This window comes from Bradyrhizobium sp. JR4.3 (assembly GCF_040547695.1).
In the GTDB taxonomy this organism is placed as follows: domain Bacteria; phylum Pseudomonadota; class Alphaproteobacteria; order Rhizobiales; family Xanthobacteraceae; genus Bradyrhizobium; species Bradyrhizobium canariense.
Genome location: NZ_JBEPQF010000005.1, coordinates 251,194 through 271,914, shown reverse-complemented (window position 1 = coordinate 271,914; position 20,721 = coordinate 251,194). Strand labels below are relative to the sequence as shown.

Genomic DNA, 20,721 nt, shown 5'->3' with positions numbered 1-20,721 from the left:
TCAGCGCTTCATTTCGGCGAGATAGGCCCGCACCGGCTTGTCGGCCGCCGGCACGCGCTTGACGAAAGCGTCAAGCTGCGGCGCGGTTTTGGCGCGAATGTCCGTGATCATGGCCTCCGAGACCGGCACCACCTCCATGCCGCCTTCCTTGAGCCGGTTGAGGCTGTCGACGTCGGCCTTGAGCGAGTTCGCCCAGAAGCCCGGCTCCATCTTGGCGGCAATGCCCGCGACGAGCTGTTGCTGATCGGCACTCAGCGCCTTCCAGGAATCGAGGTTGACGGTGAGCATCTGCGACGACCAGACGTGATTGGTCGGGTAGATGTATTTCAAGAATTCCCAGAATTTTCCGTCGACGCCCGACACCGCCGAGGTCGATACGCCGGAGACTGCGCCCGACGCCAGCGCCGGGATGGTCTCGCCCCAGGGAATCATCACCGGCGCCATGCCGACCACGGCCAGCATGTCGACGGCGTTCTTGTCGGGCACGCGGATCTTGATGTTCTTCAAGCCGTCGACATCGGCGACCTTGACCTTGAGGTGCAGATACTGCGTCGGCCAGGGCACGATGTAGAGGATCTTCTGGTTGTTGCGCGCGGCGACCTTCTCGTATTCGGGCCGCACATATTTGTGCAGCACCTTCAATTCGTCCATGGAGCCGCAGAGAAAGGGAATGCTTTCGACGCCCATGAAGGGCTCGTCGCCGACCTGCTGGATGTTGAGGACGTCGGCAAGCGGCACCAGGCCGTCGCGCACGGCGCGCAGATGCTCGGGGCCCTTGAAGCCGAGCTGTCCGCCGGCCTTCACGGTGATCGCGACCGAGCCACCCGTCTGCTTCTTCACCTCGTCGGCGAAGGCAAACGCGTTCTGGGTGTGGAAATTGCCGTCGGGCCATACCGTCGACATGTCCCAGCTCACCGTCGCAGCTCGCGCGCGGGTCGAGATGTGGCCGGCTGCGAGCAGCGTCGCTGCGCCCGCGGTAAAAGTCCGTCGCGTGATCATTGAGCCCCTCCGTTTATTACGCGCACGACGCCTGAAGCGTCATCGCGTATGCCCATAAACCGCAACCGCGTTGTCGGCCGACACGAGGCCGCTTTCGATGTCGTCGTTGACGGCTGTCGGCGCGCGCTCCCTGGGATCGCCGATGCCGGCGCCGCCTGGTGTGAGCACCACCAGCCGATCGTCCGGTGGCACCTGCTGAAAGCCTTTTCCACGCAGCTTCTTGCCGGACTTCAGGCCGACATAGCCGGCCTCGCCGTTCTTGCCGCCATCGCGGCCGCGTGGCGGATGATCGATGCGGTCGAACGCCGCCAGAATGTCGAACGGCGCATCGACGCCGCTGCCGACCTCGATGATCTGGCCAAGGCCGCCGCGGGTGCGCCCTGCCCCTCCGGAATCCGGACGCAGCTCCTTGCGCCAGAAGATCAGCGGCGTCTGCGTCTCGGCGATCTCGACCGGCGTGCCGCGCACACCGCTGGGATAGGCAGTCGCCGACAGCCCATCCTTCGCGAAGCGCGCGCCGGTGCCGCCATTGGAGGTCACCGCCATCGAGAATCCGTAATTGCCGCCGGCACCCGAGCGGGTCTGGCCGCGCACGTTGAGATTCCACAGGCACGAGGTGCCTTCCGCGGGCACGCGCTCGGGAATGATCTGGCGCAGGCAGCCGAACACGACGTCGGGCAGCATCTGGCCGATGATGTGACGCGAGGCGACCGGCGCCGGCTTCGGCGCATTGAGGATCGCGCCAGGGGGAGCCGACACCGTCAGCGGCGAGAGCGAGCCGGCATTGTTCGGGATCTGGGAGGCGACGACGCAGCCGAGACCGAACACGGTGTAGGCGATGGTGTAGGACAGAGGCACGTTGATGCCGAACCTGGACGCGGCCGAGGTGCCGTCGAAATCGACGTGAATGCCCGCGTCCGAGATGGTCAGCGTCGCCTCAAGCGAGACCGGCGCATCATAGCCGTCGACCACCATGGTGTTGCGCCAGGTGCCCTTCGGCAGCTTGGCGATCTCAGCCAGCACGGCCTCGCGCGAGCGGTCGCAAATGTAGTCGCCGAGTGCGTCGAGCGTGTCGATGCCGAACTCGGTCATCATCTCGACCAGGCGCTCGCAGCCGACGTCGTTGCAGCCGGCGAGCGAGTAGGTGTCGCCCTCGGTGTCGATCGGCAGCCGCGTGTTGGTGCGGATCATCGCCATCAGCGTCTCGTTGACGACGCCCTGGTCGATCAGCTTCAGCATGGGGATGTAGAGCCCCTCCATGAACACGTCGGTGGCGTCGGGCCCGAAGCCGATGCCGCCGATGTCCATGAGATGGCTGGTGCAGGAAAACAGCGCCACCGGCTTGCCGTCCTTGAAGCAGGGCGTGGTGACGACGAAATCGTTGAGATGGCCGGTGCCCATCCAGGGATCGTTGGTGATGTAAGCATCGCCCTCCTTCATCGTCTCGATCGGAAAGTGGGCGATGAAGTGCTTGACCGATTCCGCCATCGAGTTGACGTGGCCGGGCGTGCCGGTCACCGCCTGCGCCAGCATCCGGCCCTTGAGGTCGAACACGCCGGCCGAAAGGTCACCGCATTCGCGCACGATTGGGCTGAAGGCGGTGCGGAGCAGCACCTGCGCCTGCTCCTCGACCACGGCGATCAGCCGGTGCCACATGATCTGAAGGTCGATCAGGCTCGCGCCGCTTGCCTTGCTCATGATCAGGCCGCCTTCCGTTCCATGACGATGCTGCCAGCACCGTCGATATGGGCATCAAAACTGTTAGAGACGAACGTCGAGGTCTCGTCCTCCGCGATCACGGCGGGGCCTGCAATCGTCGCGCCAGGCGCCATGTCCTCGCGGCGGTAGAGCGGGATCTCGATCACCTCCCCGGCCCTGCCATCGAAGAACTTGCGGCTGCCGGTCGCCTTCCCGGCGGGCTTGCGCGTAACGGCCGCGACAATAGCCGGATTGCGCGCCTCGGTCGTCGCGAGCACGGACCAGCTCAACACCTCGATTGCCGCACCCGGGATCGACCGCTCGAACATCGCCGCATAATCCGCCTCGAACTTCTGGCGCAGGCCGGCCAGGTCGGCCGTCGCCAACCGGCGGTTCGGCAGTTCGATCGAGATCTCATGGCCCTGGCCGACATAGCGCATGAAGGCGGCGCGGCGCTCGCGCACCGGCGCACCGGCCGCACCCGTCTCGACCAGCGCACGCGCTTCGGTCACCATCTCCTGGAGCAGGTCGGAAACACCATCGGTGTCGAAATCGTCGAGTCGGACATGACGGCTGCGCACCAGTTCATAGGCGATCGGAGCCGCAAGGAAGCCGACGGCCGAGCCGACGCCGGCATTGGAAGGGACGATCACGCGGGAGACGCCGATCTTCTCGGCGACGCGCGCCGCATGCAGCGGTGCCGCGCCCCCGAAGGCGATCAGCGTATGCTGACCGACAATCTCGCCGCGCTCGACCGCATGCACGCGGGCCGCACTCGCCATGTTCTCGCAGACGACCTCGTGCACGGCATAGGCCGCAGTCTCAGCCGACAGACCCAGCGGCTCGCCCACGGCGCGCAGCAGCGCCTGCTTCGATAGCTCAGGGTCGAGCTTGATCGTTCCACCCGCAAAAGCGTCGGGGTCGATCAGGCCGAGCGCAACGTCGGCATCCGTCACGGCGGGGCGCAGGCCGCCGCGGCCGTAGCAGGCGGGTCCGGGCTCCGAGGAGGCACTCTCGGGGCCGACCGTGACGCGCTTCATCGCGTCGACATGGGCGATCGAGCCGCCGCCGGCGCCGATCTCGACCATCTCGATCACGGGAATCCGCACCGGCAGACCCGAACCTTTCAGGAAGCGCGCGGCGCGATCGACCTCGAACACGCGCGAGGTCTCGGGCTGGTATTTTTCGATCAGACAGATCTTTGCCGTGGTGCCGCCCATGTCGAAGGACAGCACCTTGCTCTCGCCGAGACGCGCCGCGATCTGCGCCGCGAAAATGGCGCCGCCGGCCGGACCGGATTCGACGAGACGCACCGGAAAACGCCGCGCCGTCTCGATCGAGGTGACACCGCCGCCGGAGGTGACGAGATAGATCGCGCCGCGGTACTGCTCGACCTGCAGGGCGTCGGACATGCGGGCGAGATAACCATCGATAAGCGGCTGCACATAGGCGTTGGCCACCGCAGTCGATGTCCGCTCATATTCCCGGATCTCCGGGCACACCGCGGAAGACACGGTCACGGAAATGCCGGGCATCTCCTCGCTGATGATCGCGGCCGTGCGGCGTTCGTGCTCGGGATTGGCGTAGGAGTGCAGGAAGGCGACAGCGACGCTCTCGACGTTCAGCGCGCGCAATCTCGGCGCGAGCGCGCGCACCGCCGCTTCGTCCAGCGGGAGGCGGACGCCACCGTGGGCGTCGATACGCTCCGGCACCGTGAAGCGCAGGGACCGCGGCGCCAGCGGCTTCGGCTTGTCGATGCTGAGGTCATACTGGTCGTAGCGGCTCTCGGTGCCGATGTCGAGCACGTCACGAAAGCCCTCCGTCGCGATCAGCGCCGTCTTGGCGCCGCGACGCTCGATGATGGCGTTGGTCGCGAGCGTGGTGCCGTGAATGAAGACGTCGATGTCGCTGATATGCGCTCGCGCATCAGCGAGAATGAGCCGCATGCCGTCGAGCACCGCCTGTTCGGGCCGCTGCGGCGTCGTCAGCAATTTGCGCGTCTTGCGATCCTGACCCACGTCCAGCACGATGTCGGTGAACGTGCCACCGATATCGACGGCAAGCCGCACCTCGGCTCCCTCAAGCATTCCAAATTCTCCGTGCTGATCGTCAAGACTGAGGACGAAAGCGCAGCAATTTCCATGCCATGGACGACAGGAACATGCTGTGTCCAGCTATTCTGCTTGGCACCTATGCAATAGGCAAGGCGCGTTCGCAGCCTGCGCCATCAGAGCAGGAATGCAAGCGCCGCTTCGCAGCGCTCCTCGACCTTCAGCGTGAGGAGATCATCGGCGCGGGTGCGTCCGAGATTGACCGCAGCGATCGGGATTTGCCGGTGCGCGGCAGCCTGCACGAAGCGGAAACCGGAATAGACCATCAGGGACGAGCCGACGATGAGCATGGCGTCGGCCTGCGCCAGATGATCCTGCGCGGTAGCGACGACGTCGCGCGGGACGTTCTCGCCGAAGAACACGACATCGGGCTTGAGGATGCCGCCGCAGGCTTCGCAAGGCGGCACCTTGAACGACGAAAAGTCGGCGTGCTCGAGATCGGCGTCGCCGTCCGGCGCATCCGCGGCATCGAGCGTGAGCCATGCGGCATTGGCGCGGCCGAGCTTGTCCTGGAATTCATTGCGCGGCGTCTTCGCTCCGCAGCCCATGCAGCGGACCAGATCGAGCCGGCCATGCAGGTCGATCACCTGGCGGTGGCCGGCGGATTGATGCAGCCGGTCGACGTTCTGGGTCAGCAGCATTCCGCAACGCCCGCTCGCCTCGAGCCGGGCCAGCGCGTGATGCGCATCGTTCGGCCTCGCCTGGCCGAACCGCCGCCAGCCGATCAGGCTGCGCGCCCAATAGCGCCGGCGCGTATGCTCTTCCGACATGAAAGCCTGGAAGTTCACGGGCTGGGTCCGCTTCCAATTGCCGTGACTGTCGCGATAATCGGGAATGCCCGAATTGGTGCTGCAGCCGGCGCCGGTCAGCACGAACAGATTTTCGTGCCGGCCGACGAAATCGCGGAGCGGATGATTTGTCATGGCGCAGATGTAGTCTGCTGCACTCGGTTTTGCCAGATGGGCCAGGACGCCCGCTAGCTCGCCCAGTTGTCGCGAAACTCGGGAAACAGCGTCAGACCTCCACAGGCGTAGATGGTCTGGCCGGTGATGTAGCTGGCTTCATCGGAGGCGAGGAAGGCGAACACGGCGGCGATCTCTTCCGGCGTGCCGACGCGGCCGAGCGGAATGTGGCTGGTGACCACACTGCGCTTTTCCGGATCGCCGGTCCAGGCCGCGTTGATCGGGGTGTCGATCGCGCCGGGACCTACCGCATTGACGCGAATGCCACGGCTCGCGAATTCCAGCGCCAGCGTGCGCGTCAGATTGGCCATGCCGCCCTTGCTGATGGAATAAGCGAGATAGCCGGGTTTCGGGATGATCTGGTGCACGCTGGAGCAATTGATGATGCTGCCGCCTGCGCCGCGCGCCACGAAATGCGCGAGCGCCTTCTGGGCGCAGAATACGGCCCCGTTGAGATTGACGTCGATGATGCGGCGATAGGTTTCGATGTCGAGCGACTCGCTCGGCGATTCCCGCTGGAAGCCGGCATTGTTGACGAGGCAGTCGAGGCGCTTCCAGCGCGCCAAAACCATCTCGAACATCGCCGCGACCTCCTGCTCATTGCTCACGTCGGCCTTGACGATTGCATGATCGAGCCTGCCGTGGCCCCGATCGCTCGATGCCGTCCGTGCCAGCGCGAGCGTCTCCTCGGCCTTTTCAGGGTGATCGACATAGTTGATGGCGACGGTCGCACCTTCCTGCGCGAGCCGGATTGCGACGGCACGGCCAATGCCTTGGGAGGCGCCGGTCACCAGCGCGTACTGGCCGACAAGACGCGAGTGAAACGAGGTCGAGCGATCGGTTTGTGGCATGGGTTCTCTCCGGGATGCCCTGATCAGCGACGGAACCGGCCTTTTGTTCCATCCCTCAGCGCATCGCTGCGATTCATTCAGCGCGGCGCGCGAATGGCGATGTCAAAATTTGGTACAGGATGATGGCGCCAAAGGTTGCGGTGCCGATCCCGCCGATCGTGAAGGCGCCGAATTTGACTGTGAGGTCGCCGGCGCCTGCGGTCAGCGCGACTGCGACGGTGATCAGGTTTGCCGGACTTGAGAAGTCGACCTTGTTCTCGACCCAGATCCGGCCGGCCATCGCGGCGATCAATCCGAACAGCACGATCGAGAGTCCACCGATGACAGGGCCCGGGATCGACAGGACCAGCGCGCCGAACTTCGGCGAGAAGCCGAGCACGATCGACACCAGGGCCGCGAAGGCAAACAGCAAGGTCGAATAGACCTTCGTCGCCGCCATGACGCCGATGTTTTCAGCATAGGTGGTAACGCCGGTGCCGCCGCCGCAGGCCGCCACGATGGTCGCGAGGCTGTCGGCGAGCAAGGCGCGGCCGAGATAGTCATCGAGGCTCCGGCCCGTCATGGCGCCGACTGCCTTGATGTGACCGAGGTTCTCGGCGACGAGGATGATCGCGACCGGCGCGATCAGAACGATCGCATCGGTCTGGAAGGTCGGCGTGGTAAAACTCGGCAGGCCGATCCACGGCGCGGCCGAAACTTGCGTGAAGTCGATCGGCTTGCCGAAGCCAAAGCCGTTCGCGAACAGCAGGTACAAAAGATATCCGCCGATCGCGCCGAGAATGATCGGCAGGCGGCGCCACAGGCCAGGCGCGTCAACGGCAACCACGCCGATGATCAGAACGGTCGCGAGCCCGATTCCCGTGTCGAACGCATTGGCGCTCACGGCCTTCACCGCCACCGGCGCGAGATTAAGGCCGATCGCGGCGACCACGGCGCCGGTGACGGCCGGCGGCAACAGCTTCTCGATCCAGCCAACTCCCGACCACATCACGATCAGCGCGATCACGCCGTAGAGGACGCCGGCTCCGACAATGCCGCCAAGCGCAACCGACAGGTTCGGGTTCGGCCCGTGCCCAACGTAGCCGGTTGCGGCGATCACGACCGCGATGAACGCGAAGCTCGAGCCGAGATAGCTCGGCACGCGCCCCGCGACGATGACGAAGAAGATCAGCGTGCCGATGCCGGAAAACAGCACCGCAACATTGGGATCGAACCCCATCAGCAACGGCGCGATGATCGTCGAGCCCGACATTGCGACGCAATGCTGGAGACCGGAGACCACGGTCTGGCCAAGCGGCAGCCGCTCCTCGGGCATGATCACGCCGGAGGACTTCAGAGTCCAATGCGGGAAATAGCCTTGCGCTCGCTCGTCGGAGCCCGTTGCAATCGGCATGTTCCCCCCAGTTGCGGTGCAGCGACCGATCTTCGTGCGAACAGACAAAAATGTGATTGTCGCTTCTGCAGCGGCCATCACATGATGCAAATCAAACAAGATCAATACGTTCCGGGGCCTATTCTATGACACAGATCGCGATCCAGCCAGCCATCCACCGCCGGCACCAGCCCTGGTACAAGATTCTCTACATCCAGGTGCTGATCGCGATCGCGCTCGGGGTGCTCGTTGGCTATTTCTATCCCGATCTCGGCAAGGCCCTGAAGCCGCTCGGCGACGGTTTCATCGCGCTGATCAAGATGATGATCGCGCCGGTGATCTTCTGCACGGTGGTGCACGGCATCTCCTCGATGGGCGACCTCAAGCGCGTCGGCCGGGTTGGGCTGAAGTCGCTGATCTATTTCGAGACCGTCTCGACCGTGGCGCTCGCGGTCGGCCTGCTGGTCGGCGAGGTGCTCCAGCCCGGACATGGCTTCAATATCGATCCCGCCACGATCGACCCGAAATCGGTGGCGACCTACGTCACCAAGGCCAAGGAAGAAGGCATCGTCGCCCATCTGATGGCGATCGTCCCCGACAGCTATCTGGGCGCCATCGCACGCGGCGATCTGTTGCAGGTGCTGCTGATCTCGATCCTGTCGGGCTTCGCCATCGCCTTTCTCGGCAAGGCCGGCGAGCCCATTGCGGAAGCGATCGACAAGGCCGCAAAGATGTTCTTCGGCATCATCCGCATCATCGTGCGCGTCGCCCCGATCGGGGCGTTCGGCGCGATGGCCTTCACCGTCGGCGCCTACGGCCTCGGTTCGCTGCTCAACCTGGCCGCCCTGATCGGTACGTTCTATCTCACCAGCATGCTGTTCGTGCTGGTCGTGCTGGGGGCGATCGCAAGGCTCGCCGGCTTCTCGATCCTGCGCTTCATCGCCTACATCAAGGACGAGCTCCTGATCGTGCTCGGCACCTCGTCGTCGGAGACGGTGCTGCCGCAGATGATCCAGAAGATGGAGCATCTCGGCGCCTCGCGTTCGGTGGTCGGCCTCGTCATTCCGACCGGTTACAGCTTCAACCTCGACGGCACCAACATCTACATGACGCTGGCGACGCTGTTCCTGGCGCAGGCGACCAATACCCATCTGACCATCTGGCAGGAGCTCGGCATTCTCGGCATCGCCATGATCACCTCGAAGGGCGCCTCGGGCGTGACCGGAGCGGGCTTCATCACGCTCGCAGCGACGCTCTCGATCGTGCCCGACATCCCGATCCAGTCGATCGCGATCCTGGTCGGCATCGACAAGTTCATGAGCGAGTGCCGCGCGCTCACCAATCTGATCGGCAATGGCGTCGCCTGCGTCGTCATCAGCATCTCCGAAGGCGAGCTCGACCGTGATGCGCTGCACGAGACCATGGCCCATCCGCTGGAGATGGGTGAGGCGCTTGAACCGGGCGGCAGCGCCGCCTCCTAGGCCGGGCGCAGGTTTGGCGGAGTCCGGTTCCAACGCGGTAGTTTCCCGGAGTGGTAAATTGGCGCAACGCGAGTCACAACTGCTGCGTTGGGATCACGGATTGATAGTCATTTTTTCACCCGACGCGCTGGGGGCAGGGCGTCGGGTTTTTGTTAATCAACGATGGGCAGCGGACTTAGCCGGCCAGTTCGACCCTGCGCGTGATCCCGATCGCCTGCAAGAACGCCTCGTCATGACTGACGACGAGCAGCGCGCCGTCATAGGCCCTCAAGCCCGCTTCGACGGCTTCGATTGCCTCAATGTCCAAATGATTGGTCGGCTCGTCGAGGATCAGCAAGGACGGCGGCATCGCTCCGCCCAGCACGCAGGCGAGGCCGGCGCGAAACATCTGCCCGCCGCTCAAATGTCCTACGATCTGCAAGGCGGCATCGGCGCGAAACATGAACCGGGCCAGCGCGGCATGGCATTCATTTGCACCCGCCTTCGGATGGAAGCGCCTGAAATTGTCCAGGATAGAGACCGCGGGATCGAGCAGGCTGACCTTCTGATCGAACAGCGCAAGGTCGGGCCTGACCCGCACGGTGCCGGAGAGCGGACGTAGTTCGCCAGCGATGAGTTTCAGCAGCGTCGTCTTGCCGGAACCGTTGGGCCCGACAATTGCCAAGCGCTCCGGACCGACGATCGCGAGCGATAGCTCGCGCAAGACTTCCCGGTCCGGCCGATAGCCGGCACTGACACAATCGAGCCAGACTACCTCCCTGCCGGCCGGCAGCTGAGTCGAGGGCAGCTTCACCGACAGCGGCTGAAGAATCTCGATGCGCCGGCGTGCCGTGTCGAGGGCCTCAAGCGCATCCGCACGCCGCCGCTCGGCGATCTGCGCGTTCTTGCCGCCGGTGTCTTCGCTGCGGTCCTTGCGCGCGCCGGCCAGGATTCGCGGCATGTCGCCCTTGGCGCGCTTCTTCTTACCCCCGCTGTCCTTGCGCGCTTTCCTCTCCGCAGCCCGCTGCGCGTTCCCATCGATCGCGGACAGCCGCCTCTCGGCATGCGCGAGGTCGTGCCTGACAGCCGCGAGAGCGACGGCTTTCTGCCCGCGATAACTGGTCCAATTGCCGCCGTATCGCGTGGCTCCGAGCGACGTCAGCTCGACGATCGCATCCATCGTTTCGAGCAGGCTCCGATCGTGGCTGACGACAATCGCCCCACCGCGCCAGGAACCAAGGAAATCGATCACGGCCGCGCGCCCCTCCCGATCGAGATTGTTGGTGGGCTCGTCGAGCAGCAGGAAGTCCGGCTCCGCGAAGATCAGCGCGGCGAGACGAACCCGCGTGATCTGCCCGCCCGACAGGCCGGCGAGCTCGATCTCCGGAGCGACGTCGAAACCGACACGCGCAAGGGCGGATGCAAGCCGCGTTTCGAGGGTCCAATCGACATCCGAGACCTCCTCAGCCGAGGCATCCCCGCGCTCGGCACGACGAAGAAGATCGAACGCGGCTCGCGCCTCGAACAGATCGATTACCTTCGCGCCCGCAAAGGGCTGGACGTCCTGCCGCAGCAGACCGACCGTACCGTTGACGGCAATGCGCCCCGACTGGGCGATGTGCTCGCGCGAGATCGACGCGAGCAGCGTCGTCTTCCCGACGCCGTTGCGGCCGACGAGGCCGGTCCGCTCGGCGCGGAACGTCAGATCGATGCCGGAGAGAAGAGGACGGCCGTCAGGCGTGGACAGCGACAGGTTCGACAGGATGATTGAAGCAGGCATGGAATTCCCCGTGAGCAAGGCAGGTCGGCATTGCGGTCGGGGTAAAATCCATGGCTCTCGAATATCCTGTTTGAGGAGCTTCTAACTAGTCCCATCAAAGCGCGAGATCAAGGCGAGGCTCGCAGGGGCGACGGCGCGCGGAGCGCCGACGTCCGCCGCGGCTTGCGCGATCAGCCCTTGAGCGCGGTGACCACGACCTCGATCAGCGCGCTGCCGCCGAGATCGGCGACGCCGACGGTGGCACGGGTCGGCAGATTGTCGCCGAAGAACTCGGTCCAGACCGCGTCCATCTCCTTCTTCTTGGAAAGATCCGTGACAAAGATCGAGGTGCTCACAACGCGCGACTTGTCGGTGCCCGCTTCCTTCAGATAGCCCGCGATCTTGCCGAGGATGTTGCGGGTCTGCTCGCCCATCGACACCGAGGTGTCGTCGGCGATGGTGCCGCCAATGAAGACGAAGCCGTTGGCTTCGACGGCGCGGTGCATGATGGGCGTGCGGATGCTGCGGGTAATGCTCATGATGTCCTCTTGTTGCTAGAGCGTGGAGGGATGGAAACGGTCGATGCCGAGATCGCCGATGCGGGTCTGGGTGCCGCCATTGACAATCAGCTCCGCCATGACGGCGCCCGCGCCGGGGCCGAGTTGGAAACCGTGGAGCGAGAAGCCGAACTGGTGATAGAGGCCCTTGTGGCGGCTGCTCGGCCCGAACACGGGCAGATCGTCCTTCGTCTTGGCCTCGATGCCGGCCCAGGCGCGGACGATCGTCGCGCTGCGCATCACCGGGAACAACTCGAACACGGTGCGGGCGCTGGTCGCGAGGCTCTTCCAGTCCAGCACTGTCTCGTTACGATCCTGGTAGGGCGTTGCCAGATGGCCGCCGCCGATCAGCACCGTGCCGTTCTTGAATTGCTTGAAGGACAGTTTGCGCCCGCGCAGGATCACGACGGGGTCGATGAAATGCGGCACGCGCGAAGTGATCATCAGCATCGGCGCCACGGTCTCGACCGGAACGGGCTCACCAAGCGCCGCTGCGATGGTCCCGGCCCAGGCGCCGGCGGCATTGACGAGCACCGGCGCGGCAAAGCTCTCGGCGCCGACATCGACGTGCCAGAGGCCATCGGTGTGCCGGATGTTCGTGGCGGCAATGCCCTCGCGCACGGTCGCACCGAGCTGCTCCGCCTTGCGACGGAACGCCGTCGTCGCCTGCGCGGGATTGGCGGCGCCGTCGCGGCGCGAGACCACACCGCCGGGACAGCTCTCGGCGACTGCGGGCACGAGGCGTCGCAGCTCGGCCGCATCGATCAGCTCCTCGTGGGTGAAGCCGAGCGCGTTGAGCTCGGCCACACGTGCGCGACACACCGCGAGTTCCTCCTCGTTCTCGGCGACGAGGACCTGGCCATAGCTCTCAAAGCTACAATCGTCGTCGAGGAGATCGGTGATCTTCTCCCAGATTCCCATCGAGCGGATCGAAAGCGGGATTTCGGGGATGTGCCGCGCAAGCTGGCGCACGCCGCCTGCGTTGACGCCGGAGGCGTGCCGGCCGGCATAGTCCTTCTCGATCAGCACGGGCTTCAGGCCGGCGAGACACAGATGCAGCGCAGTCGAGCACCCGTGGATGCCGCCGCCGACGACGATCGCATCCACGTTTTTCGTCATCCGCGCACCACCGCCTTGATGTCGTCTTCGCTCTTCGGAACCGCGGCAAGCTCGGCGAGCGTGATCGGCTTGACTGGCGCGCGCAGCCGGTAATAGCCGATCTCTTGCGGGCTCTTGCCCCGCGCCTGCGCCATCAGCTCGGTGACGGTGAGGCCGCAGAGCCGGCCCTGGCACGGCCCCATGCCGGTGCGGCGATAAGCCTTGAGCTGGTTCGGCCCGGTCGCGCCGATCGCGACGGCGTCGAGAATATCCTTTGCGGTGACCTCCTCGCAGCGACAGACGATGGTGTCGCCAGCGGGAATGCGAAACTGCGGCGCCGGACGGAACAGCGTGTCGAGGAAGACGCGGCCACGCTCGGCCTTGGCGAGATCGGCGCGGAGGCTCGCCATTGCTGGAAGCTTCGCAGCGGCCGCGGGCGCCAATGCTTCCACCGCCGCGCGCGCCGCGATGTGGCCGCGCACCACGGCTGCGTTCGCGCCGCCGATGCCGGCGCCGTCGCCGGCAATCGCAATGCCGGCGACCGACGAATTTCCGCTGGCATCGAGCACCGGAGACCAGCACAATTGCAGATCATCCCAGCGATGCTCGATTCCGGCCGACATCGCCAGATTGACGTTGGGCACGACGCCCTGGTGCAGCAGCAAGAGATCCGCAAGGACGGTCTCTCGCTTGCCGCCGGCGACATAGCTCACGCTCGCGAGCTGGCCGTCGCCAGATGCCGAAAGCCCGGTGACACCGGAGACGACCTGCACCTTCGCCTTCACCTCGCGCATCATTGACAGGCCCTTGGCGAAATAGGGCGAGGTCAGGAAGGCGAAGGCGTGGGGGAGAGCCGCAAAATAATTGCCGCGCTCGGTGGTGTCGAGAATACGATCGATGCGGCCGCCGAGACGCAAAATCTGCGCGGCGAGCAACCAGAGCAGCGGTCCCTGCCCCGCGATCACCGTGCGGCCGTCGGGCACCAGGGCCGACGATTTCAACATGGTCTGCGCGGCGCCCGCGGTCATCACGCCCGGCAGCGTCCAGCCGGAAATCGGGAAAGGCCGTTCCAGCGCGCCGGTCGCGAGGATCACGCGCCTGGCCTTGACGAAGGCGGACGCACCGCCGATCGAGACGGCGATGTCGAGATTGCGGTCGAGGCTCCAGACCGTGGCGCGGTGAATGACCTCCGCGCTGCCTGCGCGCAGCGCCTGCACGAGATCGGAACCGACCCAATAGTCCTCACCGAGCTGTTTGCGGTCGGTCACGGGCGTCGAGGCGATGGCACGAAACACCTGGCCGCCGGGGCCGATATTCTCGTCGAGCAGCAACGTCGACAGGCCGGCTTCGGCGGATGTCGCGGCGGCGGCGAGGCCGGCAGGCCCGGCGCCGACCACCACCACATCGTAGTCTTCGCGCTTGGGAGCCACAGTCATTTTCCGATCTCCCGCTTGCCCTTCTGGATCTCGACCTGCATGCCCTCGGCGACGGGCACAAGGCAGCCCTGGCGGTTGCCGACGCCGTCGATGGTGACGAGGCAGTCGAAGCACACGCCCATCATGCAATAGGGCAGACGCGGCGCGCCGCTCACCGCGGTCCAACGGCGCGCATCGCAGTTCGAGGCCAGCAACGCCGCGGAGACGGTATCGCCCTGCCGCGCCGCGACGGCAACGCCGTCGACGAAGATCTGCACTGGCGGTCGCTTGTCCTGTTCGGATCGTTTGAACATCTTGGTTCCTTCAATGTCCCTAGTAGCCGCTGTTGTTCGCAGCGCCCGCGCCGCCAAACCGGCTGGCCGAGAACGCGCCGACCAGCTCCGGCTCGAGCGCGCCCTGCGCGACCATGCGCGCGATTTCGAAGGCGTGGTTGGAGGCGAGCGTCACGCCGGAATGGCAGCAGGCGACGAAGGCGCCGGGATGAGTCTCCGACTGGTCGTAGATCGGAAAGCCGTCCTGCGGCATGACGCGGATGCCGGCCCAGCTCCTGACCACGTTAAGCCGCGCGAGATGCGGGAACATGCGCTGGGCACGATCGGTCATCACGGCGCTGATCGAGTGCTTCAGCGTGCGATCGTCGAGCTCGTCTTCCTTGCTGTCGCCGATCATCACCGTGCCTTCGTCGGTCTGACGGATCGTGGTCAGCGGATGCGGCAGGAACGGCATGGTGCGTTCGGTCACTACGATCTGGCCACGGGTCGGGCCCATCGGGGCGTAGAGACCGACCATCGGCGCCAGCGTCTGGTTGGCATTGCCGGCGGCGAGCACGATCTTGGCGGCACGGAGTTCGCCCTGCGGCGTCGTCAGGCGGAATTCGTCGCCACTCTTGCTGATCGCCGAGACCGGACGCTCCGGAAAATAGTCGATGCCGAATGCCCTAAAGCCGGTGTGGAACGCACGAAAGGTCCGCAGCGAATTGACGTGACCGTCAAGCGGGCAATAGCTTCCGCCGGAAACTTCGGGGCCGATCAGCGGCAGTGACTTCTTCACTTCGGAGGCGGAGAGCATCTCCATCTTGTAGTCGGCGGCGCCCGTCTGGTTGTGCATGCGCTTGACCAGCTCAGCGCGCTGGCCGAATTCGTCCTCGCCGAGCGTGAGATGAAATCCGCCATTCTGCTGAAGAGAGACATCCAGGCCGGTCTGCTGCTTCAGCTCGGACGCGAGCCGGCTCCACGCCTGCGACGCCTGCACCGTCCAAACGGTATAGGCCGGCATGCCAAGCCCTTTGCTCTGTACCCAGACCAGCGCAAAATTCGCGCGCGAAGCACGCTTTGTGATGTCGCCTTCGTCGAGCACGGCCACCTTCTTGCCGAGCCTTCCCAGGCCCCACGCAATCGCGGAGCCGAGCAATCCGCCGCCGACGACGGCGACGTCGTAATCTATTCGCATGGATTCTCCTATCGCCCTGTATCGCCCTTGCCGGCGAGCACGCGGTCGAGCCCGTAGAAGCGGTCGAGCAGAATGAGGGCGGTCATGGTGATCGCGATCACGCAGGCCGAGACCGACGTCACCAGCGGATCGATGTTGTCCTGGATGTACAGAAACATTCGGACCGGCAGTGTTTCGGTGCCGGGTGCCGCAAGGAAGACGGTCATGGTGAGATCGTCGAAGGACTGGATGAAGGCGAGCGCCCAGCCGCTGATGACGCCGGGCAGGATCAACGGCAGCGTCACGCGGCGGAACAGCGTCCAGCCGCCGGCGCCGAGCGAGACCGCCGCCATCTCGACCGACAAATCCATGCCGGTCGCCGCCGCAAGCGTCAGCCGCAGCGCGAACGGAAACACGATGATGACATGCGCGATGATCAGCGCGGCAAAGCTGCCGCCGAGGCCCGCCGACGTGAAGAAGCGCAGGAAGGCGATGCCGAGCACGACATGCGGGATCATCAGCGGCGAGAGAAAGAGGGCCGCGAGCGCATCTCGACCGCGGAACCGATAGCGCGCGATCGCGAGCGCCGCCGGTACCGCGAATAATAGCGCGACGAACGACGATAATGCGCCAAGGCCAAGGCTGACCCAGAAAGCATGGACGAATTCGGGATAGTTGGCGATCGCCCTGAACCAGCGCAACGAAAAGCCGTTGGTCGGCAGCGACAGGAAGCCTTCTGGCGTGAACGCGACGAGGCAGACGACGAGGATCGGTGCCACCATGACGATGACGAAGACGGTGTGGAAGATCAGCGCAAGCGGGCCGTTCCGGCTCATCGGAACACCTCCGCGTAACGACGCTCGATCAGTGCGTTGCTGCCGACGACGATTAAGACCAGCGCGGCCAGCAGCAGCGTGGCGACCGCCGCACCCAGCGGCCAGTTCAGCGTGTTGAGGAACTCGTCATAGGCGAGCGTCGCCGCGACCTTGAGCCGGCGGCCGCCAATGATGGCGGGCGTCGCAAACGCACTGGCCGAGAGCGAGAACACGATGATCGCCCCTGACAGTACGCCCGGCATGATCTGCGGCATGATGATGCGGCGGATTATGGTCACAGGGCCGGCGCCGAGCGACAACGCGGCATTCTCGATCTGCGGGTCGAGACGCTGCAGAGCCGCCCACACCGACAGCACCATGAACGGCATCATCACGTGCGCAAGCGCGACCACCATCCCGGTTTCGGTGAACATGAAGGGGATGGGCGCGCGGATCAGCCCGGCCGACATCAACAGCTTGTTGACCAGCCCGTTGTTACCGCCGAACAGCAGCGCCCAGCCGAGCGTCCGCGCCACCACGGAAATCAGCAGCGGCCCCAGGATGACCAGCAGGAAAACGCTCTTCCAGCGTCCGCCCATGCGATTGAGGATGTAGGCTTCGGGTGCACCGAGCAGCGCGGTGAGCAGCGTGGTCAGGATCGCGATGCGAAACGTCCGCCCGAACATCTCGGCGTAATAGGGATCGGTTGCGATCTCGTGCCAGTTCTTGAGGATGAAGACGGGCTCGATGCCCTTGTACTGGCCCCAATCGTGGAACGACAGCATCACGGTCATTGCGAGCGGAATCAGGAGCACGCCGACGAACAGCATCAAAGCCGGCGCGGTCAGGGCCCAGGGCGTGCGTGCGTTTCGTTCCTCGGCGGAAGCGCTCATGCGACGCCCCTCACGCCCATGTCCTCCGGCCGCCAGGTGAGGTGAACTGCCTCGCCTTCGGCCGGCTGCGACCGGCCGTCATTCTGGCGGATCACGGTCGCCGGGCCACATTCGCTCTCGCACTGGAACAGCCAGTGATTGCCCTGGAAGATGCGCGTGACGATCTTTGCACTGAGGCCTGCGTCGCCAAAGTCGATCCGCTCGGGGCGAATGCTGATGGTGACGGGACCATTGCGCCCGGCAGGCGCAGGCGCACTCCACGAGCCGGCGATCAATCGCGCAGGCGCACTCGCCCGATCTATCGTCGCGGCAAAGTCGTTGGTCTTGCCCAAAAACTGCGAGACGAAGGCCGAGGCCGGCTTCTCATAGGTCTCCTGCGGCGTGCCGATCTGCTCGATCTTGCCCTGGCTCATCACCACGATGCGGTCGGACAGCGACATCGCCTCGTTCTGGTCGTGGGTGACGAGGATCGTGGTGGTGCCGATGGTACGCTGGATCTGGCGCAGCTCGATCTGCATCTCCTCGCGCAGCTTGGCGTCGAGATTGGACAGCGGCTCGTCGAGCAGCAGCACGCTCGGCTTGATCACCAGCGCGCGCGCCAGCGCCACGCGCTGCTGCTGGCCGCCGGACATGCGGCGCGGATGGCGATCCTCGTAGCCGGCAAGCCCGACCATCGCGAGCGCGGCGCGAACGCGCTCGGTCCGTTCGCCGCGCGGCACATTGCGCATCTCGAGGCCGAAGGCGACATTCTCGGCCGCGGTCATGTGCGGAAACAGCGCGTAGCTCTGGAACACGATCCCGAGCCCGCGTTTGGCCGGATGGATCGCGGTCAGATCCTTGCCTTCCAGCCGGATCGCGCCGCGGCTGGGATCGAGGAAGCCCGCGATCATCTGCAGGGTCGTGGTCTTGCCGCAGCCGGAGGGGCCGAGAAAGGAGACGAACTCCCCCTTCCCGACGGCGAGACTGAAGTCGTCGACGACAGTCTGCGCTCCGAATTGCTTGGCGACCCCTTCGAGCTCGAGATAGGCCATCGCACTGTCTCCGGTATGACCGATCAGCGCTCGACCTCGCGATTCCAGCGCTTGGTCCATTCCTCGCGCTTCTCATTGATGACGGTCCAGTCCGGATTATAGAGCTTTGCCGCGCGCTCGCCGATCGGCGCCATCTTGCCGAGCTCGGGCGGGATCACCAGCGATTTCAGCACCGGGCCATAGCCGTAGTCCTTCAGCATCACGAGCTGGATCTTGGGTTCGAGCAGCATCTTGACGAAGCTGGACGCAAGCGGCGAGGCGTTCGGCTTGGTGATCGGACAGGCGGTGGTCAGCAGCGTCGCGGCGCCTTCCTTCGGATAGACGAAGTCGACGGGGAAGCCGGTATTGGCAAAGCTCTGCACGCGACCCGTGCCCCACACCGCGATCACGGCCTGGCCGGACTGGAACAGCTCCGTCATCTTGCCCGGCGACGGCTCATAGGCCAGCACGTTCGGATTGATCTGCTCCTTGAAGATCTTGAAGCCGGAATCGACATTGGACTCGCCGCCGCCATTCATCTTCGACAACATCACCAGCGCTTCGAGGCCATAGGTGTTGTTGATCGGCGGGATCACGAGCTGCTTGGCGTATTTCGTGTCCTTCAGATCGTTCCAGGAGATCGGTGGCGACCAACCTTTTTCGGCAAACACCTTGGTGTTGTACATCAGGCCGGTGGCGACGATGCCGATCGCGACCGCGCGATCGTCCTTGAAGCGCGCCGTGTCGTAGAGATCGGCCGGCAGTCCCTCGAGCTTGCCGCAGAAGCCGAGCTGGATCGCCTGGTACATCGGGCCGTCGTCGACGATGGCGACGTCGATCTGCTGGTTGCCCTTCTGCGCCTGAAGCTTGGCCAGCGTGTCGGTGGAATTGCCGGCGACGTACTCGACCTTGACGCCGTTCTCCTTCTCGAAAGCCGGGATCACCTCGTCGCGGATGGTCTTTTCGAACGAGCCGCCATAGCCGGCGACATAGAGCGTCTTTTGCTGGGCCGTGGCGACCGACGGGGCGGCGATGAGGGCCGCGATGCTGACCGCTGTCAGAAGGCGAAAAGTCTTCATGTGGTCCGATCTCCATACCGGGATGAGGTGACGTGCCGACGAGTCTCGTTGGCCGAAGTCTTCCGCATTTCCTTCCGCGCAGATCCCTCTCCGACCAGGGCTCCGGCCCCTGCGCTGCGGATTTTGGCGCGATTCGGAGGCTCGAACCCTCCAATCTGCCGAAAAAGCGGGCTGTCTCCAGTCCTGATGAAAAAGATCGCAAACCCGGGCTTCCGTCGTCCAATGAATAATGGCACCCTCTGCATGCCTAAATGTTATGAATGGAATTCGGGATGGCGCGGATCAATTCGCGACAGGTGGAAGCCTTCCGGGCGACGATGCTGACCGGCAGCGTGACGGAGGCGGCGGCGCTGATGAAAGTGACGCAGCCGGCGGTCAGCCGGTTGCTGCGCGACCTCCAGGCGCTGTTGAAGATGGAGCTGTTCGAGCGGCGCGGCACCGGCCTCGTGCCGACCGCCGCGGCGATGGCGCTCTACACGGAGGTGGAGCGCTCCTTCGTCGGCCTCGAACGCATCACCGCGGCAGCAGAAGAAATCCGTGGCCGGCGCACCGGCTCCTTGCGGATCGCAGCGCTGCCGGCGCTGTCGAACGGCTATTTGCCGCGGCTCACCGGGCACTTCCTGAAGGAGCGGCCCAACCTCAACCTCGCCTTCTTCGGCGTGATCTCGCCGATCGTGGTCGATTGGGTGCTGAACAACCAATGCGACGTCGGCTTTGCCGAAGTGCCGATCGCGCATTCCGGCTTGCCGAGCCAGAAGCTGCCAGCGCCGGCCCGCGTCGCGGTGCTGCCGACCGGTCACCGCCTCGCAGAAAAGGAAGTGCTGGAGCCCCGCGATTTCGAGGGCGAGACTTTCATCTCGTTGTCGGCGGGCTCGTCGAGCCGGCATCTCGTCGACCAGGTCTTCCATCGCCACGATGTCCGCCGCGTGCTCAGGGTCGAGACCACGCTGTCGGAGATCATGTGCGGCATGGTGTCGTCGGGGCTTGGCGTCGCCATCTGCGATCCCTTCACCGCGCAGGAATTTTCCACCCGCGGCGTCGTCGTGCGCCGCTTCCTGCCTCGCATCGACTTCGAATTCTCGGCGGTCTTTCCGGCGCAGCGCAGCCCCTCGCCGGTGGCGCTGGATCTGGTCGAGACTATGCGCAAGGCGCTCGCCGAATTCGAGGATTAGAACGCGTTTGGGTTGAAGCGA

18 protein-coding genes are annotated in these 20,721 nt (G+C 65.0%); 2 read left to right on the top strand and 16 right to left on the bottom strand.

Annotated features, from left to right (window positions below):
• The 6 genes from ABIB91_RS11700 to ABIB91_RS11675 form a co-directional block, all read right to left on the bottom strand.
• On the bottom strand, positions 1-999 hold the full coding sequence (locus ABIB91_RS11700) for a TRAP transporter substrate-binding protein (protein WP_354168023.1): 999 nt from the start codon (positions 997-999) through the stop codon (positions 1-3).
• Between the two features lie 39 nt (positions 1,000-1,038).
• Complete coding sequence (locus tag ABIB91_RS11695; RefSeq protein WP_354168021.1) at positions 1,039-2,697, bottom strand: hydantoinase B/oxoprolinase family protein; 1,659 nt, start codon at positions 2,695-2,697, stop codon at positions 1,039-1,041.
• Positions 2,698-2,699: 2 nt separating this feature from the next.
• Positions 2,700-4,784, bottom strand: a complete 2,085-nt coding sequence (locus tag ABIB91_RS11690; RefSeq protein WP_354168019.1) for a hydantoinase/oxoprolinase family protein — start codon at positions 4,782-4,784, stop codon at positions 2,700-2,702.
• 140 nt (positions 4,785-4,924) lie between these two features.
• Positions 4,925-5,731: an NAD-dependent protein deacetylase gene (locus tag ABIB91_RS11685; protein ID WP_354168017.1), complete on the bottom strand. Its 807-nt coding sequence runs from the start codon at positions 5,729-5,731 to the stop codon at positions 4,925-4,927.
• 53 nt (positions 5,732-5,784) lie between these two features.
• Positions 5,785-6,621: an SDR family oxidoreductase gene (locus tag ABIB91_RS11680; protein ID WP_007596359.1), complete on the bottom strand. Its 837-nt coding sequence runs from the start codon at positions 6,619-6,621 to the stop codon at positions 5,785-5,787.
• A gap of 73 nt (positions 6,622-6,694) precedes the next feature.
• The gene (locus ABIB91_RS11675) at positions 6,695-8,014 is read right to left on the bottom strand and encodes a solute carrier family 23 protein (RefSeq protein ID WP_354168014.1); all 1,320 of its coding nucleotides are present in this window, start codon (positions 8,012-8,014) and stop codon (positions 6,695-6,697) included.
• A gap of 125 nt (positions 8,015-8,139) precedes the next feature.
• Here ABIB91_RS11675 and ABIB91_RS11670 point away from each other — a divergent pair, with 125 nt between their 5' ends.
• Entirely contained in the window at positions 8,140-9,474 is a 1,335-nt protein-coding gene (locus ABIB91_RS11670) for a dicarboxylate/amino acid:cation symporter (RefSeq protein WP_354168012.1), read from the top strand.
• Between the two features lie 175 nt (positions 9,475-9,649).
• Here ABIB91_RS11670 and ABIB91_RS11665 read toward each other — a convergent pair whose 3' ends face one another.
• The 10 genes from ABIB91_RS11665 to ABIB91_RS11620 form a co-directional block, all read right to left on the bottom strand.
• Positions 9,650-11,233: an ABC-F family ATP-binding cassette domain-containing protein gene (locus ABIB91_RS11665; protein WP_354168010.1), complete on the bottom strand. Its 1,584-nt coding sequence runs from the start codon at positions 11,231-11,233 to the stop codon at positions 9,650-9,652.
• A 170-nt stretch (positions 11,234-11,403) separates the two neighbouring features.
• Positions 11,404-11,751 carry a RidA family protein gene (locus ABIB91_RS11660; RefSeq protein WP_007596366.1) on the bottom strand — a complete coding sequence of 116 codons (348 nt, stop codon included), beginning with the start codon at positions 11,749-11,751 and terminating at the stop codon, positions 11,404-11,406.
• A 15-nt stretch (positions 11,752-11,766) separates the two neighbouring features.
• A complete protein-coding gene (locus tag ABIB91_RS11655) occupies positions 11,767-12,888 on the bottom strand; it encodes an NAD(P)/FAD-dependent oxidoreductase (RefSeq protein WP_354168008.1) in 1,122 nt (373 codons plus the stop codon).
• On the bottom strand, positions 12,885-14,303 hold the full coding sequence (locus tag ABIB91_RS11650; protein ID WP_354168006.1) for an FAD-dependent oxidoreductase: 1,419 nt from the start codon (positions 14,301-14,303) through the stop codon (positions 12,885-12,887). The genes ABIB91_RS11655 and ABIB91_RS11650 overlap by 4 nt, the downstream gene beginning before the upstream one ends.
• A complete protein-coding gene (locus ABIB91_RS11645; RefSeq protein ID WP_354168004.1) occupies positions 14,300-14,596 on the bottom strand; it encodes a (2Fe-2S)-binding protein in 297 nt (98 codons plus the stop codon). The genes ABIB91_RS11650 and ABIB91_RS11645 overlap by 4 nt, the downstream gene beginning before the upstream one ends.
• 19 nt (positions 14,597-14,615) lie before the next feature.
• On the bottom strand, positions 14,616-15,752 hold the full coding sequence (locus tag ABIB91_RS11640; protein ID WP_354168002.1) for an NAD(P)/FAD-dependent oxidoreductase: 1,137 nt from the start codon (positions 15,750-15,752) through the stop codon (positions 14,616-14,618).
• A gap of 8 nt (positions 15,753-15,760) precedes the next feature.
• Positions 15,761-16,567, bottom strand: coding sequence for an ABC transporter permease (locus ABIB91_RS11635; RefSeq protein WP_219681720.1), 807 nt, complete (start codon positions 16,565-16,567; stop codon positions 15,761-15,763).
• On the bottom strand, positions 16,564-17,439 hold the full coding sequence (locus ABIB91_RS11630; RefSeq protein ID WP_354167999.1) for an ABC transporter permease: 876 nt from the start codon (positions 17,437-17,439) through the stop codon (positions 16,564-16,566). The genes ABIB91_RS11635 and ABIB91_RS11630 overlap by 4 nt, the downstream gene beginning before the upstream one ends.
• A complete protein-coding gene (locus ABIB91_RS11625; protein ID WP_354167997.1) occupies positions 17,436-18,470 on the bottom strand; it encodes an ABC transporter ATP-binding protein in 1,035 nt (344 codons plus the stop codon). Before ABIB91_RS11625 ends, ABIB91_RS11630 begins: the two co-directional genes overlap by 4 nt.
• 23 nt (positions 18,471-18,493) lie before the next feature.
• On the bottom strand, positions 18,494-19,528 hold the full coding sequence (locus ABIB91_RS11620) for an ABC transporter substrate-binding protein (protein WP_354167995.1): 1,035 nt from the start codon (positions 19,526-19,528) through the stop codon (positions 18,494-18,496).
• Between the two features lie 272 nt (positions 19,529-19,800).
• Here ABIB91_RS11620 and ABIB91_RS11615 point away from each other — a divergent pair, with 272 nt between their 5' ends.
• Entirely contained in the window at positions 19,801-20,700 is a 900-nt protein-coding gene (locus ABIB91_RS11615; protein ID WP_354167993.1) for a LysR substrate-binding domain-containing protein, read from the top strand.
• The last annotated feature ends 21 nt before the right edge of the window (positions 20,701-20,721 follow it).

Coding starts and splice junctions, on each gene's coding strand:
- ABIB91_RS11635 (WP_219681720.1), bottom strand. CDS start 16,567: ATGAGCCGGAACGGCCCGCTTGCGCTGATCTTCCACACCGTCTTCGTC.
- ABIB91_RS11690 (WP_354168019.1), bottom strand. CDS start 4,784: ATGCTTGAGGGAGCCGAGGTGCGGCTTGCCGTCGATATCGGTGGCACG.
- ABIB91_RS11655 (WP_354168008.1), bottom strand. CDS start 12,888: ATGACGAAAAACGTGGATGCGATCGTCGTCGGCGGCGGCATCCACGGG.
- ABIB91_RS11640 (WP_354168002.1), bottom strand. CDS start 15,752: ATGCGAATAGATTACGACGTCGCCGTCGTCGGCGGCGGATTGCTCGGC.
- ABIB91_RS11675 (WP_354168014.1), bottom strand. CDS start 8,014: ATGCCGATTGCAACGGGCTCCGACGAGCGAGCGCAAGGCTATTTCCCG.
- ABIB91_RS11650 (WP_354168006.1), bottom strand. CDS start 14,303: ATGACTGTGGCTCCCAAGCGCGAAGACTACGATGTGGTGGTGGTCGGC.
- ABIB91_RS11695 (WP_354168021.1), bottom strand. CDS start 2,697: ATGAGCAAGGCAAGCGGCGCGAGCCTGATCGACCTTCAGATCATGTGG.
- ABIB91_RS11700 (WP_354168023.1), bottom strand. CDS start 999: ATGATCACGCGACGGACTTTTACCGCGGGCGCAGCGACGCTGCTCGCA.
- ABIB91_RS11685 (WP_354168017.1), bottom strand. CDS start 5,731: ATGACAAATCATCCGCTCCGCGATTTCGTCGGCCGGCACGAAAATCTG.
- ABIB91_RS11665 (WP_354168010.1), bottom strand. CDS start 11,233: ATGCCTGCTTCAATCATCCTGTCGAACCTGTCGCTGTCCACGCCTGAC.
- ABIB91_RS11620 (WP_354167995.1), bottom strand. CDS start 19,528: ATGAAGACTTTTCGCCTTCTGACAGCGGTCAGCATCGCGGCCCTCATC.
- ABIB91_RS11625 (WP_354167997.1), bottom strand. CDS start 18,470: ATGGCCTATCTCGAGCTCGAAGGGGTCGCCAAGCAATTCGGAGCGCAG.
- ABIB91_RS11615 (WP_354167993.1), top strand. CDS start 19,801: ATGGCGCGGATCAATTCGCGACAGGTGGAAGCCTTCCGGGCGACGATG.
- ABIB91_RS11670 (WP_354168012.1), top strand. CDS start 8,140: ATGACACAGATCGCGATCCAGCCAGCCATCCACCGCCGGCACCAGCCC.
- ABIB91_RS11630 (WP_354167999.1), bottom strand. CDS start 17,439: ATGAGCGCTTCCGCCGAGGAACGAAACGCACGCACGCCCTGGGCCCTG.
- ABIB91_RS11645 (WP_354168004.1), bottom strand. CDS start 14,596: ATGTTCAAACGATCCGAACAGGACAAGCGACCGCCAGTGCAGATCTTC.
- ABIB91_RS11660 (WP_007596366.1), bottom strand. CDS start 11,751: ATGAGCATTACCCGCAGCATCCGCACGCCCATCATGCACCGCGCCGTC.
- ABIB91_RS11680 (WP_007596359.1), bottom strand. CDS start 6,621: ATGCCACAAACCGATCGCTCGACCTCGTTTCACTCGCGTCTTGTCGGC.